General features: G+C 35.1%; 12 protein-coding genes. 3 read left to right on the forward strand and 9 right to left on the reverse strand.

What is annotated here, in order from left to right; translation table 11 throughout:
• Nucleotides 1–373: 373 nt before the first annotated feature.
• The 7 genes from DET49_RS12605 to DET49_RS12635 all read right to left on the reverse strand — a co-directional run bounded on the left by DET49_RS12605 (nt 374) and on the right by DET49_RS12635 (nt 12,657).
• Nucleotides 374–1,036: a haloacid dehalogenase type II gene (locus DET49_RS12605; protein ID WP_133548463.1), complete on the reverse strand. Its 663-nt coding sequence runs from the start codon at nt 1,034–1,036 to the stop codon at nt 374–376.
• Nucleotides 1,037–1,334: 298 nt separating this feature from the next.
• Complete coding sequence (locus tag DET49_RS12610) at nt 1,335–2,600, reverse strand: chloride channel protein (protein WP_133548464.1); 1,266 nt, start codon at nt 2,598–2,600, stop codon at nt 1,335–1,337.
• A 15-nt stretch (nt 2,601–2,615) separates the two neighbouring features.
• On the reverse strand, nt 2,616–3,161 hold the full coding sequence (locus DET49_RS12615) for an HPP family protein (protein ID WP_133548465.1): 546 nt from the start codon (nt 3,159–3,161) through the stop codon (nt 2,616–2,618).
• 153 nt (nt 3,162–3,314) lie between these two features.
• A complete protein-coding gene (locus DET49_RS12620; RefSeq protein WP_133548466.1) occupies nt 3,315–6,188 on the reverse strand; it encodes a TonB-dependent receptor in 2,874 nt (957 codons plus the stop codon).
• Nucleotides 6,189–6,282: 94 nt separating this feature from the next.
• Entirely contained in the window at nt 6,283–7,992 is a 1,710-nt protein-coding gene (ggt, locus tag DET49_RS12625) for a gamma-glutamyltransferase (RefSeq protein ID WP_133548467.1), read from the reverse strand.
• A gap of 208 nt (nt 7,993–8,200) precedes the next feature.
• Entirely contained in the window at nt 8,201–10,492 is a 2,292-nt protein-coding gene (locus DET49_RS12630; RefSeq protein ID WP_133548468.1) for a PAS domain-containing sensor histidine kinase, read from the reverse strand.
• A gap of 710 nt (nt 10,493–11,202) precedes the next feature.
• Nucleotides 11,203–12,657, reverse strand: a complete 1,455-nt coding sequence (locus tag DET49_RS12635; protein WP_133548469.1) for a peroxidase family protein — start codon at nt 12,655–12,657, stop codon at nt 11,203–11,205.
• Nucleotides 12,658–13,436: 779 nt separating this feature from the next.
• On the opposite strand from DET49_RS12635, the gene DET49_RS12640 reads away from it, so the two are divergent.
• The gene (locus tag DET49_RS12640) at nt 13,437–13,859 is read left to right on the forward strand and encodes a CHY zinc finger protein (RefSeq protein ID WP_133548470.1); all 423 of its coding nucleotides are present in this window, start codon (nt 13,437–13,439) and stop codon (nt 13,857–13,859) included.
• A 156-nt stretch (nt 13,860–14,015) separates the two neighbouring features.
• Nucleotides 14,016–14,459, forward strand: a complete 444-nt coding sequence (locus tag DET49_RS12645) for a hypothetical protein (RefSeq protein WP_133548471.1) — start codon at nt 14,016–14,018, stop codon at nt 14,457–14,459.
• 71 nt (nt 14,460–14,530) lie between these two features.
• Here the strand turns inward: DET49_RS12645 and DET49_RS12650 are convergent, their stop codons facing one another.
• Together DET49_RS12650 and rlmF are read right to left on the reverse strand one after the other, a co-directional pair.
• Nucleotides 14,531–14,950: a hypothetical protein gene (locus DET49_RS12650; protein WP_133548472.1), complete on the reverse strand. Its 420-nt coding sequence runs from the start codon at nt 14,948–14,950 to the stop codon at nt 14,531–14,533.
• Between the two features lie 698 nt (nt 14,951–15,648).
• Nucleotides 15,649–16,599 carry a 23S rRNA (adenine(1618)-N(6))-methyltransferase RlmF gene (rlmF, locus tag DET49_RS12655; RefSeq protein WP_133548473.1) on the reverse strand — a complete coding sequence of 317 codons (951 nt, stop codon included), beginning with the start codon at nt 16,597–16,599 and terminating at the stop codon, nt 15,649–15,651.
• An 890-nt stretch (nt 16,600–17,489) separates the two neighbouring features.
• Here rlmF and DET49_RS12660 point away from each other — a divergent pair.
• Nucleotides 17,490–18,821 carry a site-specific integrase gene (locus DET49_RS12660; protein ID WP_075327075.1) on the forward strand — a complete coding sequence of 444 codons (1,332 nt, stop codon included), beginning with the start codon at nt 17,490–17,492 and terminating at the stop codon, nt 18,819–18,821.
• Nucleotides 18,822–18,977 lie beyond the last annotated feature (156 nt).

Consider the following 18,977-nt stretch of genomic DNA (forward strand, 5'->3'; position numbering starts at 1 on the left):
TTTTATAAACCATAAGATTTAATTTAAATACTAAAAATAGCCTAAAAGTTAACTTAAGATCAATTAATAGTTAAATCTTCATTTCTTAACTAAGAAGTGCTATTGATTACTGATGTAGATTTAAATCATATCCCGTAGCTTTATTTTCATTTAGTAATTGAATAACCCTAGTAACTATTATTTTTTATTTTAACCCTGAAAGTGGATACAATCTTTTTTTTTTGATGAAATAACTTATGGAAGTTTTTTATGGTATTTTGGTTTCAAAAATCCAATTTTAAGTTTGGCTAGTAAGTTTAGGTCTAATCCCAGTCTGCCATAAATATATTTTAAACGATAGAATCTTTTGCTAGTAACTGGTCCTATTTTATTTCTAATTGATTTTCGCTAAAATCTCTTTGATTTCAGAAACTTGAAAATCAGGTTTTTCAGCTAGATCATAAAGAACCTTTCCAGGTCTGTTAAGAAAACAGGTTTGAATTTTAGCACTTTTCGCCCCCATTATATCCCAAGGGTGAGCAGCAACCATCATGGCCTTTTTAGGAGTTACCTTATAGGTTTTGAGAATATGTTTATAGCAATCCGGATGCGGTTTGTATTTTTTTATTTCTTCAATACTATGAATTCCGTCAAAATAGGAAAGAATTCCGGCAAATTGTAGCTGAGTTTTTAAAATATCGGTTCTACCATTGCTAAAAGCGATAAGTTTAAAATCATGACTTTTTAATTGTTCCAATCCTGGTTTCACATCGGGATAAGGCGGAAGTTTCATGATCTCTTCAAGAATATTCTTGATTTCAGTATCAGAAAACTCTTTCTCAAATTTGATTGAAATCATTTTAAAAGTGGCGGCAGCAATTTCACTAAAACTACTAAAGTTTCCAGTTACAGTTTCAACAAGAGAAAAGTGCAACAATTTTGGAAACCAAACATCAAACCCCATTTCGTTTTCCAACGCAGCATTAATTTCCTCTTTTAATGGGATAAGATTGAGTAAGGTTTCATTTACATCAAAAATTATGATTTCAGGTTTCATGGGAAATAGGGTTTAAAATATGAAAGATAAGTTTTCTTTAGAAACAAAACATAAAATTATCCTTTCTGAAATAGGATATCGTATAGCGATATCGAAATTTTGTTACAGTATTAAGTTTAATTTTGGAAATCTTATCTCCTTTAAATTTCTGTCGATAATACCAATTTATGGCTTTAGCCTTAGTTAAATGTAGATGACAAACGCTACCTTTAAGTTATATAGAAGTGGGGTTTGTGATAAGACCTTGTCACTTGCATCAAAAAGGCTAGGTTTATCCAAAGATGAAATTTATTTACATTCATTTTACAACTTCCTTTTGTGATCCAATGAATGGGATTCTCGGTGCTAAAAAATATCCAGTAAGACTTGCGAATAATATAGGTATGAAATAATGGAAACCGGTTAAGGTGGAAAGTAAAATGGTGGTACTCATCGGTGTGCGTGTAACACATGCATTTATAGCGGCCATACAGCTTACTACAGCAAGAGCCGGGTTAATACTCGGAAATATTTGGTGAATTATCAGACCCAAACTGGTTCCTACAAAAAATAGAGGTATAATGAATCCCCCACGCCAACCGGAGGTCACTGTAATGGCGATGGCAAGTATTTTAAAAATTAATAGGGCAAATAATAATTCCAAATTTATATCACCAATCAATAATTCATTAATTTCATGATGACCAAAATATCTTGTTAATGGAAAGTAAAAGGCAATTATTCCCAATAATATTCCTCCCAGAAACGTTTTTGCATAAATGGGCAGATTAATTTTTTCAAAAATGTTTTTACAATATTTGGTAGCATAAATAAAAACCCAGCCTGTCAAAGCTCCGGCTGCAGCAAAGAGAACTGCAAACAGATAATCATACATTCCTTCATACTCATAGGTTGGTATATCCCAAATAGGTCCCAGGCCTAAATGAATAATAATGGCAAAGATTAGGTAACTAAAGCAGCTGGCCACCAATGCCGGTATAATTGCTCTATAATATTCTACCGCGTGCCTATGATGAAGGATTTCTAAAGAAAAAAGGCTTCCCCCTAAAGGAGCTCCGAATAGAGCAGTAAAGCCGGAGGCCATTCCTGCAATACTTAAGCTTCTAAGGTCTTCTCCTTTAATTCTAAGCATTTTACCAAGCCAGGTGCCTGTTGAACCCGTAACCTGAACTAAAGGGGCCTCCGGACCTAAACTACCCCCAGAAGCCACACATAGTAAGGAGGATAAGATCATGGAAGGATTATTCCCAGGGTCCAGTTTACCTTTATTAAATCTTATATTATTAACGATTAAGTGAATTTCTCCAGGATCCCCTATGAAATGTATTATAAGTCCAGCTAGTAATCCACAAATTGCCATAACTGGTATAACCAGCCATCCTTCAAAGAATTCAAGTTGGTGAGTTAGAAAACTCAAGACTATCCAGTAAATTCCAGCCATAACTCCCCCAAGAATCCCAAGGAATGCCCACAATAAAAAAGACCTGCTGAATAAAAAGGCTTGGAACTTGATAGGTTGATCCAACATGTTAATATATTGGAGATATTTTTTCTTTTTTTTCATCTTAAAGTAAAAAGCTTATCGATATGGGTAATTTCGATTCCTGGACAGGTTATTAAAAAAAAGTCCGGTCAGCAATAATACAAAAACGCCTGAAAGGACCGGGCTAAGTATATAGAAAAATCCTAAATCTTTTATTGTATCGCTCCCAATTACAGCAATAAGCGCGGTAGCTCCTCCAGGAGGATGCATAGTTTTAGTAATTTGCATAGCTACGATTGAAAAAGAAACCGCCAGGGCAGAGGCCAACCATAGTAATTGGGGTGCGGAAATTAAATAGGTACAACAAATTCCAATAAAGGCACTAATAAGATGACCTCCGACCAGGTTACGGGGTTGGGCTAGTGGACTATTAGATGCACCATATATTAGAACCGCCGAGGCACCGAAGGAACCTATAAGAAAAATATTGTCAGTCTGAGAAAACTGAAAGCTTTGAAGGAATCCAATAATACCAATTCCAACAAAACCACCTAAAAAAGTCCATAAATGGTCTACTGGGTCCAGGACGGTTTGCCGGTAAATTATATATTTAGCCTTTCTGTATGTTCTGCTTTTTCTCATACTAATACTTTATAGCTAAATAAAAAAGGCTTTGAGTTTCCATAATTTAGAATTCAATTAAAATGAAGCCTAAAAAAACATTGAATAAAAAAACATTAAAACGAATAATCCCCGGAGCATATCCGAGGATTATTCATTTTAATAAAGGCCGTCTTATTTCAGGTTAATACTTATTCTAGCGAACAAAAATCTTCCAGAAAATCCAAACTGCTGTGCAGATCTTGACCAATCGAATCTTCCATCACTCCGGTTTCCAAAGGCCGGATCAGCTGCGTCTGGATAAATATCAAAAAGGTTATTTGATCCAATTGTCAGGGTCAAGGCATCAGTAGCTTTATAACCAACAGATAAATCAGTAATAACTTTTCCACCAAATTCTTGTTGTCTTAAAGGATCTGATGCCGCTTCAGTCACTTTTCCGAAATAAACATTTCTAAGAAAAAAATTGAATTTACCAGCCACAAGACTGTTACTTAAATTAACTTTCGTTCTTGGTACTGCTTCTTCTAAATAGATACGGCTATCTTCAGGAAAGTATGTGTCTACTAAACCGGCGCGTTCTAATTCTGGAGAAGCTTGAATATCGCCAACTTGTTGGGTCTTAGAAAGAGTAGCAGCTAGATCTGATTTTAACTGTAAATTTTCACTAAATATAGCGCTATGTGTGAGGACCGCGTCTATTCCCTTAGATTCAGTATCTATTGCGTTAGCAAAAAATGATGCAGCTGTAGCATTGGCCTGAGAAAGCAACTGATCTAACTCTGTACCTGTACCTGGTCCTCTAAACTGCCCAGTGTAAACTACTCTATCATCAATTGCTACAAAATATCCATCCACGGTAAAGGTAAGATTAGCATCTGGAATTTTGGAGGTAAGTCCTATACTTACACTACGAGATGTTTCTTCTTTTAGTTCGGGTATACCAAGTAATTGTGCTGCCCGGCTATCGTTTGAAAAAGTTCCTACTTCTACAGGGATTCCTTCATCGTTAAAAATTGTGGAGGTTGAATTAAAATATAATTGGTGTAGAGAAGGAGCTCTAAAACCTGAATTGACCGCACCTCTGAGATTTACATTTTCAGAAAGCTTATAACGGGAAGCTAGCTTGAAATTTATTGTAGAACCAAAATCTGAATAATTTTCAAATCTCGTTGCAAATGTCATTAAAAATTTTTCGGAGAAGTCAGCTTCTACATCAAAATATCCAGCGACACTTGTACGTTCGCGTGAAATTTCATTTTGTGGGCTAAATCCTGGAAAAACCTGGGAACCTCCAGCTCTCGAATTTCCAAAGAAATCCTGAGCCGGCATTTGAGAAGCACTGGTAATTACCTCCCCATTTTCTGTATACTGTTCATACGAGGCTTTTTCTCCAGCCACGATTTGGTAATTTTCCCATCGATGTTCTGCTCCAAAGGCTATGTTTAAGCCTTCAAAAATATCGTCAAAAAATTGAGAAATATCAAGATTTGTTGTGTTTTGAGCAAATGAAAATCCACCGGCATCAAAACTTGTTGGTGAAGCTCCCTCCAAGGAAGCATTGGAAGTATTTGAAATTAAATAGTCAAATTCATTTTTACCGTAGGTGTTACTGAAATCTACGCTCCAGTCACCTATCATGCCTTTTATTCCGACAGCTAATGATTGATCTTTAATTTTTGAATTGATCCGTGGAAGAAAGCCGTTGATATAGATTGGAGTATATGTTCTACTTTGATTTGGTAATCTGTAGAATCCAGCAGATTCACCAGTTCGAGAACTTATACCTGCAAAAGAATAAATTTCAGTACCCGTATTATCTAATGGAAGTGAAAAGTTTGCGAAGAAACGACCCCCACGAAGTGCAGACTGTCCTACTCTCATATTATAATCGCTTCGCTGCTGTCCGCGTGCATCAAGCTCAGCTTCTGTAACATTCATACTTAGAAGTTCCTGAAGGATAGATCTATCTTCTGCTGTAGCGATATCATTTTGAAAATCAGCATCGAAATATGAAACTTGTTGTGCAAACTCTTGAATCTGACTATTACTGAGATTGGATATGTCGGCACCATTATTAACTGCCACGCGTTCTATGGCATTGTAAGCATTGAAAATAGATCCTTCCCATTCCGCCATCCGGTTATAGGGTTCACGATAATCAAAATCTCCTGAAAAATTTACGAAACCACCATGCTCTCCTAGTGCAATCCCATAGCTGGCAGCCACGTTTACTGTTTCCCCATCTATTCCTCCGGTTTGTTTATTCGCATTTTTAGAGAAATTAGCTCCCGAAGTTATATTTAGTTCTAACTCGCCTACGTCTTCATTTAAAACAATATTGATCACCCCTGCTATTGCATCAGAACCGTACTGTGCTGCGGCACCATCTCTTAGTACCTCAATTCTTTGAATAGCGGCAACGGGGATAGCGTTTAAATCGGTTCCGACACTACCTCGTCCAAATGAACCATTTACATTTATTAAAGAAGAATTATGTCTTCTTTTACCATTTATGAGCACCAAAACCTGGTCCGGACCAAGCCCGCGTAAAGAGGCGGGATCAATATGATCTGTACCATCGGCAATAGTTTGTGTATTTGATGAAAATGAAGGTGCGACATAATTAAGCATTTGGTTAAGGTTAACCTGAGGCACTGCGGTTTGTATTTCCTCCATATCCAGTACATCAACTGGTACCGCTGATTCTGTAACGGTACGACTTCGACTCCTGGATCCAACCAAAACGACCTCTCCCAATGCAGTACCCGCTACCATCTGAACATCAATGTCGATTTGATCAATTAAGACTTCCCTGGCATCAAAACCCACGAAGGAAAATACCAAGGTCTGCCCAAGAGAAGCATTGATGGAATAATTTCCATCAAAATCAGTTATGGTTCCCTGGTTGGTTCCTTTAATTGCAACCGAAACACCCGGTAAAGGTTGGGACTGATCATCTACAACTGTCCCGCTAATTTCTTGTTGCTGTGAAAATGCAAGTGATCCAAAAAATAGAAAACAGATCAGTAAGTAATATTTTATCATAAGTATCTTGTTTAAGAAACAAAGATACCAAAACCAATAACCTAGTTATCCTATATGTTATTAATAATTAAATTTTAACTTAAAACGTTTTCGCTCAATAGCCCCTTGCAGCTTCATCCCCTCTTCGGTCAGCGCCTCCTTCCAACATTCCATTTGGAAGTACTTTGATGGCATTAACCTTTCCGATAATCTGAGAATCCTTTTGGTTAACGTTATAACCTCGCTGCTGAAGTGAATCTAATAATTCCTGATCAAATGCATTTGGTTCAAATAAGACTTCATCTGGTAGCCATTGATGATGGAATCTGGGAGCGTCAACCGCTTCTTGCATACTCATTTCAAAACTATGAACATTGAGAATTGTTTGTAGAACTGAAGTAATTATAGTAGATCCCCCGGGACTTCCCACCACCATAAAGAGCTCATTATCCTTTTCTACAATAGTAGGGGTCATAGAACTTAACATTCTTTTTTCAGGAGCAATTGAATTAGCTTCGGCGCCGATTAATCCGAACATATTTGGCACACCGGGTTTAGCACTGAAATCATTCATTTCATTATTTAAGAAGAAACCAAGCTCTTCGATATACATTTTTGAACCATAGGCTCCATTTAAAGTGGTAGTAACAGAAACAGCATTTCCGAGGGAATCGACAATTGAATAATGGGTGGTTTCCATGCTTTCAAATCCACTAATCTTCCCGTAATTAATTTCACTGGAAGATGTTGCCTTGTTTAGATTGAAGTTTTTCATTCTTTTTTTTAAATATCTATCTGAGAGAAGACTGTCAGTAGGAATTTCAACAAAATCAGGATCACCTAAATAAAAGCTCCTGTCCGCATATGCTCTTCGTTCGGCTTCCGTTAGTAATTGAATGTATGCTAATTTGTTATGTCCATATTCAACAAGGGGATAGGGTTCTATCATTTTAAGGATTTGACCCAGAACAATACCTCCGCTCGATGGAGGCGGCATTGAAATTATCTTTAGATCCTTATATTGAACCTCAATTGGATCTCTCCAGCGTACCTCGTAATTCTTTAAATCTTCTTTGGTCATAATACCACCGTTGTTTTCCAGGAATCTAATAAGCTTATCTCCGGTCCGACCATTATAGAATTCGTCTCTTCCATTTTTAATAATCCTTTCCAAGGTAGCGGCAAGAGCTTTGTTCTTTATAGTATCACCTGTTTGGTGAGGATAGGAAAACAAGATACTATCCTTATTCTGTTGCAGAAATTCATCACGATATTTTTCTAATCTGGTTTGTTGATTTTCTGTCACGATAAAACCCTTTCTAGCCAAATCAATGACAGGTTTTAAAATGGTATCCATAGGCAATGATCCAAATTTCTGATGAACTGCAAATATCCCTGCTACAGTACCCGGTACACCTACGGCCAAACCACCATACCGGCTGGCTCTTTTATCCACCTCTCCATTTTCATTTTGATACATCTTCTTGGTAGCTGCTAAAGGAGCTTTTTCTCTAAAATCTAGGGTTCCAGTATTTCCATTGGTCTCACGATACACCATAAATCCCCCTCCGCCGAGATTCCCGGCAAAAGGATAAGTTACTGCTAGCGCCATCTCGGTAGCTACCATAGCATCAAAAGCATTCCCTCCTTTTTTCATAATTGAAACACCGATCTCGGAGGCTTCAGCTCTGGCAGAGACTACCATTGCATCGGCAGTGGTTAAAGCTTTTGATGATTCTGTTTGAGTTTGTAAGGTCGCTTTCTTACTGGAATCATCACAAGAAAATGAAAGTACGGTTAAAAAAAGAAGAATGTATATTCTCATAAAGGTAGTGTTAGGATCTTACTTAGAATTGATTTGTAATAAGTAGCAAATGTAAATGGCTTATTTGGGTAATCAAAGAATTCAGTAAAATCTAACTAAGCAAATTTAAGGTGGAACGACAACGCAATACCAGTTAAAGAGAATTCCTGGTAACCTAAAAGGAAATGGGTCTACTCTTTTGCCACCTTCCCAAGCATTTTAAGATGTTTTATAATAATGCTACATTCTGGAAATAAATATTAAACGTGGTACCCTCCTTAGGTTTGCTTTCTACTCTTATGGGAGCATCATGTTCCTCTAGAATATTTTTAACCGAACTTAAACCCACACCCATGCCTGTTTCTTTTTTGCTATAAAAAGCTTCAAATAATCTATCAATTTCCTCCTGTTGTAGACCATGTCCATTATCGGTAATGCTCAACTGGAAATCGGTTTTATGTTTCCTTACTTCCACTGTTATAATACCTTCTTCAGGAACAGTAGCCTCACTTGCATTCACAATTATATTAAGAAGCGCAATTTTAAGTTTAGCTGAATCCGCTAAAATACTATATGGGCCCTTGTAGTTTTTGATCACTTTAATACCAGAAAGATAAATTCTGTCTGAAGCCATATTAATAGTTTCATCTAAAATTTCAGCCAGGTTTTGTTTTTTTAAAACCGCGGGAGTATAATTAGCCGAATTCAGTAAATTATTTACAAGGTTGTTTAGGGTTTTTGTGCTTCGTGTAAGAATCTCTAAGTAGGTGTTATAATTATCTTTTTCTCCAGCCAGTTTTGCGCCAATTACTTCCGCAACCATTCCGATACTGGCAAGTGGATTTCGTAATTCGTGTGCAAAGGTACGAGCAAGTTCACCTTGAATGGAAAGCTTTTCGGCTTTTAGAAGTGCTTTTTTAGTATTTTTAAAATTATGAATATTTCTAACTAACAATACATACTCTTCAACCCAGGATTCATCTTTACGGTGAAATACTTTTCCACGAACGTTAAACCACTCCCAGCTTGTACGTTGAAGTTTTAATCGAATTTCTATATCGTGAATGTCATCATCAGATGATTTTAATAATTTTCTGTGCATATTCATGACTGTTTCCCTATCACGAGGATGAATAAAAGGGAGCAATTTTTCCAAAGACATGCCCTGTACTTTTTCTCTTGTGAGCCCACCTTTTTTAAAAATATCCTTATTTATGTATCTGACATTGAATTGAGAAAGGTTAAAAATAATTATGGTCTCAGGAGAGGTCCGTACCAATTGTTGCTTAAATCTGATAGTTTCCTTTAGTTGTTCGTCTTTAATTTTACGTTCAGTAATATCTTCCAAAGTTGCTATTAATAATTTACCATGCTTTCTTGCGGTGAGTCTAAACCAGTGGTTATAGCTATCTTTATCAAAATAAAGCTCTTTATCCATGGGTTCCCCAGACTTTACCACTTCCTTTAAAGCGTCATACATCCCCATTTCTACACCGTATTTGGAAACTTCCAGATAAGTTTTTCCTACTGGATCCTGGTCCATATATAAAGCACGTAAAACTTTATTTATTCTCAGAAATTTAAAATCATGCACTTCTCCATTATCATTAAATAGAGATTGGAAGACTACTATCGCAAGATTGGTGGATTCAAAGACACTTTGCAGCAACTCGTTGCTCTCTTCTAAATCTTCTTGTCGCTTAATCGCCTTTTGCTCCAGGATTTTCTCCTCAATTTTTTGGTCAGTGATATTTCTAAAAAGCACCCCAATTCTTCTGCTATTGAGATCTCCCAGTTTAAACACGTAAAAATCTAACCAAGAATCGTTCAAATTGGCCGATGTATCTTGGAAACGAATAGGTTTCCCGCTTTTCACTACTTCCCCAAAAGTTTTTAACCATTCTAAACGAGGGGAATTAAATATTTCCCTTATCGTCCTACCAGGTACATTCTTTAGATTAATTTGTTTTTCAAAGGCAGGGTTTGTCTTTTCAAAATAGATGTCAATTGGATTTTTCTCACTGTCATAAATTATCTCAGCAATAAAAAAAGCTTCATCCATTGAGTAAAGCAACTGTTGGTATTCACTTTCAGTAGCTTTATTTTTCAAAATTGTATTTTCAGTATTTTTAATTTTATTCTTATTTTCGGAATCCACTTCGTTAATTACACTTAATACAATCTGTCTCTTTTTATCAGTAAAACCTCTGTAAAGACGATCTTTAAACCGAAATTTTTTAAATTTTCCACACTTACCCTTTAGACGGGCAAAGCTCATAATTTCTTGTTCTGGAAGTAACTCTTTCATAGACTTTAAATGAGCTATATAACCAGGATAATCATCAGGATGTAGAAATTCCTTATAAAAGCAAAGATTATTGAATACCGAGCGTTCAACCCCACAGTAAGAGGCTGCAATATTGTTTATATATTCAATTTTAGAATTTTCGAGATCTGCCAATAACAAGAAACCCTGATCATTAGAGGGCCAGGTTGTAAAATCAATTTTGTCTTCTTGCATAGATTGGGGTTATTTCTCTAAAATAACAATTAAACAATTGTTAATTGTTTTTAACGAATATAGGCATTTAAGAAATAGGAATTTTAATCATGGCTATATGACTAAAAATTGTGCGATTAATGTTAAAACCAAAGAATCTAAAAGGGTTTTATAACTTTTAACCTTTACCTAATATTTAATTAGGCTTGATCTATTAATAGATCAGTGCAAAAGCTCAAGGAACAGCATAGAGGTGCAATTAGGTTCAATTCTCAACTGTTGGAACCTTAATTCTTAAATAAAAGGCAATTTACCAAATAGCCTTGAGAGCCTATAAAATCAATATAAATATTTTGTAAGAGGGTGAATTTGGACAAGTTTCCAACTTTTAAGTTACTTGGTTACACAAGTAAGAAAAATAAACTTTTGACCCCATTTTGCCTCATTTTTGTTTTTTTGCTTGCGCCTAGGATGGGAGAAACCTTTAAATAATATGAGAGAATGGAAGCTGGAAAGTAAAAAAAATTGGAATGGGGGAGAGGGCATCGTTTTGGTTATAAGGGGAGGATAGTAGACTTTTAGTTATAAAACCCGGTAAGAACTGCGTCTACCGGGCTTTTTATGCCTAGGTGAGTGATTTCATCCGAAATGAGAATGTTTTCATTCATACATTTCTAGTGATAATTTATCATGTAATCTTTTCAACTTTCTGTAGAAAATAATTCTTTTGGTTAAAGATCATAAGCCTCATCTGCCTTTTCCATTAGATCTTTCATGGTAAAGACTCCATCTTTACCATGTGTGGGCACCCAATCCCGGTTGTTACCTAAAAATGACTCTCTATCCAGCTCTAAAACTCCTATAAGTACTTCTGCTACTATTCTACCTCCTACAGGACCAAGACCCTCACCCGAAGAAAACTGATTGTCAGTATCCTGTCTTCCTATTACTTCTGCTTCTGCCAAAATATAAAACCATAGCGGTATGCCTGCAGATAAATCAATATCATTAGAATTTGCTTTATTGTGTACAAAATCTACAATCTGCTCTATTTCACTTTCCTCTCTGTGCATATATCTTGCTACATTTTCACCAGAAGGCAACAGAAAGCTTTGTCCTCTTCTAAAATTTCTTGTTGCTAATGACTTATCATCTGGGTCGTTAGATGGTACAAAAGGCAATTCTAATAAGATAGGAGCTAATGTTGTGTCCAGTTTTTCTGCCTTCTGAAAATCAGTGCCAAAATCAAAAAAAGCATCCCACTCTATTGCTTGTTTGCTACTTGTAATTCTTTTAAAGCCTTCTCCAAATTCTGGTGAAAAAATACTTTTACTATCTCCATCTAGCTGCAGTTTTAAATTTTGAGCAATCATTGTATGTCCGAACCTAAACGCTGCTACAGAAAATTCCACTGGAATGAATGCACTATAATGGGGCTCATAAAATTTACGCCCATTTCCTAAAATATCAGCAACCAAATATTTTCCACACATAATTGGAAGAAACTCATTAACTACCACCCATTGGTAATGCCAGGTGGTTGTTTTTCTTGCTTCTTCATATAAATGCTCAGCACTATAACCTGGATTAGCATCCTTCAGCATTTTATAATTGGCATTATAAAATCTAATGAAAGCCAATTGCATTTGAGAAATCACCCTGTTTTCATCGTTTCTAGGATCTCCAATTATAGCGGTTTCCTTTCCATTGCGTTGCAGATCATGCTTTTCTGTAGCCTGATTTTGGCCTATATTATTGTTGCTCAATGCAGTTAACAAATAAAAACCTTCCTTTCTTGGTCTGTATAGAAAAGGATCATCCTCTGGGCCACCTCCAAATACGCTATCCAGATCCAAATTAGCAGAACGAGAGTTTTCGATTTCATTAGGATTATTAATACTACTAAAACTGGTGGTAGTATCAAAGGTAATATCGTGGTCAATAAACTGGCCGAAGAAAACCATTCCTAACGGAACTGAATCAGTAAATTTAGGAGTATTGCCTCCATTCATCGGTCCATCTTTCTTTCCAAGACCAGAGAGAGCTGATGGTGTATTATAAAGTGGAGGCAAATCTCTAAACATTCTGCCAAAACGGCCAAAACTTTCTTTTTCGAAAGAATGATGCGAACAAAGCACATTTTTACCTTCAAAACTGTGCATTCCATGGTGATTTGAATCTGACATAATTAATTGGTATTTAGTTGTTAATAAAATTTGATATTTAAATATTTTGTATAAATAAAACGGCACTTAGGTAAATTCTTAGGCCAGATATTTTCACATATCCATTTTTCATCTGACCCTCATCCTCTAAATATGCAGCATGGGCCATATCATCATCAATTTAATTAATCAAAATAATAGTTTATTACTTTAATACAGGGATCTACAAAGTCCCAGGAGGCCAAAATACTTTAGGGATATATTGAGGGGCTCTATATAATCAGAAAAGAACCTTTTATTTTTGGTTATTTTCTGTAGTTTTTAGAAGATTAAAAGTTGAAAACTTTCACAATTTAATCCATTGGTTACCATTAATCAGGGACCCCTGGAATTTTTTTATTCAACTGGAAACCAAATTAATAAAAAATATTTATTCTTTAAATTTAAAACAAAATGTTTTTTTGTAAAAATCAAATTAATGCATTGTTTGGTGTGAAAAGTATTTAATTATGTAAGATTATTCTTATTTTTTGAGATACTCTTCATTATGAGTTGAGGTTGCTAAGGTAAGTAAGGCAGGCTAACACGTATTTTATGAAATGATATAGAAACCCAAATCAAAAATCACTGACAATTACGATGTTTTTGATTTAGAGCTCATTACCAAATGGGAAGATAATTTTCAATTAAAAAGTATTTCAGAGATCAAGAATTGAAAAAAATACAATTTTAAATGAATCATAAAAATCACCTATTTTTGTAAGTTACGGGTATTAAAAACTAATTGATATTATTAAAATATGAAACCAACGCACCTAATAAGTTTCTTCATATTATTGTTTTATTTCAACCTTACTTACTCTCAGGAAAAAATGCCAAAATCTACTAATATTTTTCAAATTGAAGGGACGACTGTTTATGGGCAGTCTATAGATAAACAAACTCGCTGTGTTCATTGGCATTCAGCCCTGGATGTAATCGCTATTAAATTTAAATGCTGCGATAAATACTACCCCTGTTTTTCTTGCCATCAAGAGGAGGCCAAGCACGATCACGAAGTATGGTCTAAAACCGAGTTTGACCAAAAAGCCATCTTATGTGGCGTTTGCGGACACGAACTTAGTATTAAAGAATATATGGTATCCAGCAATACCTGTCCTAATTGTGAAGCTAGCTTTAATCCGGGTTGCAGTAATCACTTTCACCTGTATTTTGAAACCTAGGATGGCATCCCGGAAACAAAGAACAGTTAATGTACTTCTGTTTAAACCTGGTCAAACTTCCGCTGCCCAACATCTCTCAAAGCGAGAACTACTAACCTCGCTGCTCTCAATAATAGAAATGAATCAAAGTAAAATTAAAAATTAACCACTTGTTCAATGAAAAAAAATTCACTTCTTCTCTTAGTTATTCTATTTTATTCCTGTTCTTCTGAAGATGAACCTTCAAACCAAATTTTAGGTAGCTGGCAGTATCAGGGAATAACAGAATTTACAGAATGGGGGGAAGCATTTGAAAGAGATCCTGCAACGTGTACGGAAAATTCTATGATCACCTTTAATAATAATGGAAATTTTAAGTCTGTGGAATATACAGTGGACGTAGGTACTGGAGATTGTATTATAAATGAAGCAGCTACAAGTGATGATCTCCAATGGGAAGAAATTTCTGATGGAACTTATAAAATATTTAGTGCTGGTGTCGGTACAGAATATGAAATCTCCTTCCCAGATAATAGGACGATGTGGATGATTTCGGGAGGAGCATACACAAGGGATGGCATAAGCTATAAGCATAAGGCATCTATTTACAAAAAGATTTGATGTTAGGTCATATGAGATTCTGATAAATCAGGTTGACCTTGTTGCGTTTCCGGTTTCTGTGTTTCTCAATCTTAACCAACTTTAATTTTTACTGGATCTCCAAAGCCAGTTTGCATTTCTTCAAGGAACAACCTTAGTTGGATCTCTTCATTGGTTGTAGGGGAGCGGTAATAATAATCTATATAAAAAAGTTGCTCCTGTTTCTTCGGTAATATAATCGTTACTTTACTCTTACTCCTGTTTTGACATTGTAATATAAGCCTGTTATCTACAAATCGGATTTCCTTGATATTTAAAACTTCTATATCTTTGCCTCTTTGAGTTTCGGTTACAATGGTTACTTCATTGGGTTCAAAAATAATTCTCCGGTTAATCTTTTCGAATTCTGACCTGTAAATATTAGGATAAGTTTCAGTAAAGGGAGAGAAATAAACTTCTTGCCCAAAAATGTAGAAAGGTATAAATATAAATATTAGGTAAAGAGTTTTCATTCTCCTAAAGTTATAATATTTAACTGTTTATAAGCTTGCAGTTTACATAAAAAGCTTAATAAATTTAAAAATGGGAGTTTCCCTTTTTTAGCTACAACTTACCCGAATAATCTCGTCAATCCTGCTTGTCTATTGATTTGAAAGTCTTTCCTGATTCATCTTCCAGCTAAGGCCAAGATCCATTCCGCAAAATTTTACTTTTCCGTTTTGCTGCCGCTGAGAAGCGGGTATAATTCCCTTTGTTAATTACTCCGGCTTTTTTGTATTGATAACCGGGTTTAAAAATCTTTCTAAGATCATATAAAACGGCCTTCCAGGGTGGAATTGGTTAGTGAGGATAGTTTAACCACCATATTGGCCCGGTACTGCTTAAGGTCAGTTCTAAAAGGATTGGTAATTAAAAACACATAGAGCAGGGTAAAGTTTGGATCATGATTGCGAAGTTTGGTTGCTGCTTTTGCTGCAATAGGTAGATTATTTTACTTTCATTATGTTAACCCATAGTACAGATAGTTGGGATAAGCATAAACCTGCACGAGTTCATATTTAGTAGGATAGATATAGTGAACTATTTAGATTCAATAGGTTTGAGAAGAGGCTCCATATTATAGTATTATAAGCTATTTAATTTTCCATGGATAAAAATGATATTTGTTGGCCCTTCACCTGTTAGGATGGAAATGCATAACTTAGTTAGCTTACCACTCTTCTTTCCATACCTTTTGTTCTTCCTTTGAAAGGAACGTCCAAGCTACAATTCGGCTGCTTTTATTGCCGGTTCCCATAGAAATGGTTTTAAGCTGAGTGGGTTTTACTTTTTCTAGTAAATTATAAATACCCTTAAGGTTAGATTGCTTTGATACCAAAGCTGAAAACCAGAAACAGCTTTTAGCAAATTCTTCACTTTCGCGAATCATGTTTTTGATGAATTGATATTCTCCACCATCGTAGATAAGTTCATTTTTAGCTCCTGAAAAATTAAGTTTAGCTTCAGTTGCTTTTTTTCCTGAGAGGTTCCTTAATTTTCGTCGACTTCCTCTTTTAGCTTCTTCGATGGAGGCATGAAAGGGTGGGTTGCAAATTGTGAAATCAATTTTATCTTTTTTATTGATTATGCCCTGAAAAATTGCAGTCGGATCTTTTTGTAATCTACAATCAACTTTGTCTTTTATAGATGGATTTGAATTAATAATTTGCTGAGCTGAGGCAATTGACTTGGGATCAATGTCAGAAGCTATAAAGTTCCAATCGTACTCTGTAACGCCAATAATAGGGTAGATGCAAGTAGCTCCAACTCCCACATCAAGACCACAAATTTGATTTCCTTTTTGTATTTTTCCGGCATTGCTTTCGCTCAATAAATCAGCAATATAGTGAAGGTAGTCAGCTCTACCAGGGATGGGTGGGCATAAATTCTTATCAGGAAACTGCCATTTGTTTATGCCATAATAATGCTTTAGGAGCGCTTGATTTAGAAGTTTTACAGCAACTGGACTAGAAAAATCTACTGAATCACCTCCATATTTATTGGGCTTAATATGGTTTTTTAATTTTGGAATAGCATCGGCCAAGGACTTCAAGTCATAAGGTTCCCGATTTCTATTCCGAATATGTAACCTTGTTTTGAGGGGTTGATTTTTTGATGGCATAGGATGCTGAGGTTTCTTAGATATGCATTAGAGAAGGCTCCATTTGCAAAAGTTTAGTTTCCATGAAAAATACTCAATATAAGTATTGGCTAATCTTCCGCTGCTATTTTTGATGAGGTGAATGTTCTCCTTACAACTTCAGTTATGCTTTTCTAACTAATTCACATTTCAGGCTCATGGATAAAAAGCCATTAAGACTACTTGTATTTTGATTTGAAAGACGGTCCTGGTTCATCATCCAGGTATCGGCCAAAATCCATTACGACAAATTTTACTTTTCCCTATGGGTACGAGACTTTTATTTTTAAATTACACTCTTTTGTATACTTGTGAGACTCTTCTAATAATCTTAACCGGGATTCCATTTTCAGAAAATTCGATATGCTCACTTATAGTTAATTCCCTTCCGGTTGCCGAAAACTTCTATTACAAAAGCTGAGAAATCATAGGAGTGACTATATCTTCTGCTACGCAACATAATTATTAGAAAATTGCGACTTTTTTTAGAAAAGGAATATTTTATTTTAAATTTTTTAAGAGATTTAATTGCAAATGCAATCTTTTAAAAATAATGAAAATAAAAATGAAAATGAAAAAAAGTCCCAATGTTGTAACTGAAAAAAAAAGGGATTTCGATTTTTCGAACCCCCTTTTTTTTCTAGTAGCGAGACCGAGATTTGAACTCGGGACCTCCGGGTTATGAACATCGACAAGTAGTTATTCAAAATAGATTAAAAACCGTTAAAATATATGATTATCAGTTAAATACGTAATTTTTGCAATCAATTGAATTCTGTTAAAATCAAGTGATTCTGTACTTATTCTGTACTTATTCTGTACTAGTTTATAAACTAATTATTTATCTTTATAAAGTTCAAAATTAAATAGTTATGGCTAGCATAAAGATAGTTTTAAGGAAGAATATGATTCGAAAAGATGGAAGAATTCCTTTAGCACTGAGAATTAGTGAGAATTATAAAACTAATTACAAGTGGCTCGGACAATATGTTTTTGAGAAAGATTGGGATAACAATGCTGGAATGGCTAAGAAAAGTCATCCAAACTCGCAACAGCTCAACATTTTTTTAATGAAGAAAATGGTTGAGGCTAATAACCTATTTTTCCACTCTGAAGATCGTGTTACTCCAAAACAGATCAAGCAAAAATTAAAGGGAGCCAGGGGGCAAAAATCATTTTTTGAATTAGCGGCTGAACGTATAATGGAAAAATATGAGAGGGGAATATTCTCAGTTGCAAAAGGTGATTTATCTATACTGTATAATATTGAAGAATTTTTAAACTTTAAAAGGACTAAAAGGAAGTCAGCGATCATTGAGGATATAAAGGAACGCAGATTGAAACGTATCAGTAATGCTCGTCGTAATAAATATGTATGGATGGATGGGGTAGAGCATTTCAAAAAAAGTAAAGCTCTTTCTTTTAGAGATATCGATGAAGTATTCATTAATAAATACAAAACCTTTTGCTATTCTTATTTAGGACAAAAAACCAGAACTATTACTAATCAGCTTATTTTAATTAGAACCCTGTTTAATTTAGCAATTAAGCAAGGAATTATTGATCAAAAATATTATCCTTTTGCCGGAGATAAGGAAAAAATTAGAATTGGTTCTGGTAATAAAGTAGGACTTAGCGTAGAAGAGGTTGAGAAAATTGAACAGTTGAAATTGGAGGAAAATACTTCTATCTGGCATACGCACAACATATGGTTATTTTCTTTTTATTTCGCAGGAATTCGTATTTCCGATGTGGTTAAAATGAAGTGGTCTGATTTTAAGGACGATCGTCTTTATTATGTGATGAACAAAAATGAAAAAGCACTCAGCCTTAAAATTCCTTTGAAAGCGGAAAAAATTTTAAATTATTACAAAAAGGAGAAACACCTTAATAAAGGTTTTGTATTCCCCTTTTTAAGAAATACCAATCCTAAGGATGCTGAACAAATTTATATAAAAACAAAAAGTGCTACGAAGGTTTTTAATAAATGCTTAAAGCTAATTGCCACGGAATGTGGAATCGAAAAAAACTTATCTAATCACATTGCTAGGCATAGCTTTGGTAATATTGCTGGCGATCGAATTCATCCATTAATGTTACAAAAGCTCTATCGTCATAGTGATTTAAAAACTACCTTGAATTATCAAGCTAATTTTATGCACCGGGATGCTGATGAAGCACTTGATGAAGTTATTAATTTTTAAATTTATATGGATTAAAAGTCTGTAATAACATGATTTATGATGGTTAATCAACCGTTGATAAATATCTGACATTTGGTAATACCAAGTTTATAACCAGAAGGTCTCTCGAGTCCAAGTCCCTCTACTGGCATTGACAAGGTTTCAAGAAATTGAAAT

The sequence above is a fragment of the Salegentibacter sp. 24 genome (genome assembly GCF_004362395.1).
Lineage (GTDB): Bacteria > Bacteroidota > Bacteroidia > Flavobacteriales > Flavobacteriaceae > Salegentibacter.

Bases quoted from the DNA above. Each gene is read 5' to 3' on its own strand.
- DET49_RS12605 (WP_133548463.1), bottom strand. From the start codon at position 1,036: ATGAAACCTGAAATCATAATTTTTGATGTAAATGAAACCTTACTCAAT.
- DET49_RS12610 (WP_133548464.1), bottom strand. From the start codon at position 2,600: ATGAAAAAAAAGAAAAAATATCTCCAATATATTAACATGTTGGATCAA.
- DET49_RS12615 (WP_133548465.1), bottom strand. From the start codon at position 3,161: ATGAGAAAAAGCAGAACATACAGAAAGGCTAAATATATAATTTACCGG.
- DET49_RS12620 (WP_133548466.1), bottom strand. From the start codon at position 6,188: ATGATAAAATATTACTTACTGATCTGTTTTCTATTTTTTGGATCACTT.
- ggt (WP_133548467.1), bottom strand. From the start codon at position 7,992: ATGAGAATATACATTCTTCTTTTTTTAACCGTACTTTCATTTTCTTGT.
- DET49_RS12630 (WP_133548468.1), bottom strand. From the start codon at position 10,492: ATGCAAGAAGACAAAATTGATTTTACAACCTGGCCCTCTAATGATCAG.
- DET49_RS12635 (WP_133548469.1), bottom strand. From the start codon at position 12,657: ATGTCAGATTCAAATCACCATGGAATGCACAGTTTTGAAGGTAAAAAT.
- DET49_RS12640 (WP_133548470.1), top strand. From the start codon at position 13,437: ATGAAACCAACGCACCTAATAAGTTTCTTCATATTATTGTTTTATTTC.
- DET49_RS12645 (WP_133548471.1), top strand. From the start codon at position 14,016: ATGAAAAAAAATTCACTTCTTCTCTTAGTTATTCTATTTTATTCCTGT.
- DET49_RS12650 (WP_133548472.1), bottom strand. From the start codon at position 14,950: ATGAAAACTCTTTACCTAATATTTATATTTATACCTTTCTACATTTTT.
- rlmF (WP_133548473.1), bottom strand. From the start codon at position 16,599: ATGCCATCAAAAAATCAACCCCTCAAAACAAGGTTACATATTCGGAAT.
- DET49_RS12660 (WP_075327075.1), top strand. From the start codon at position 17,490: ATGGCTAGCATAAAGATAGTTTTAAGGAAGAATATGATTCGAAAAGAT.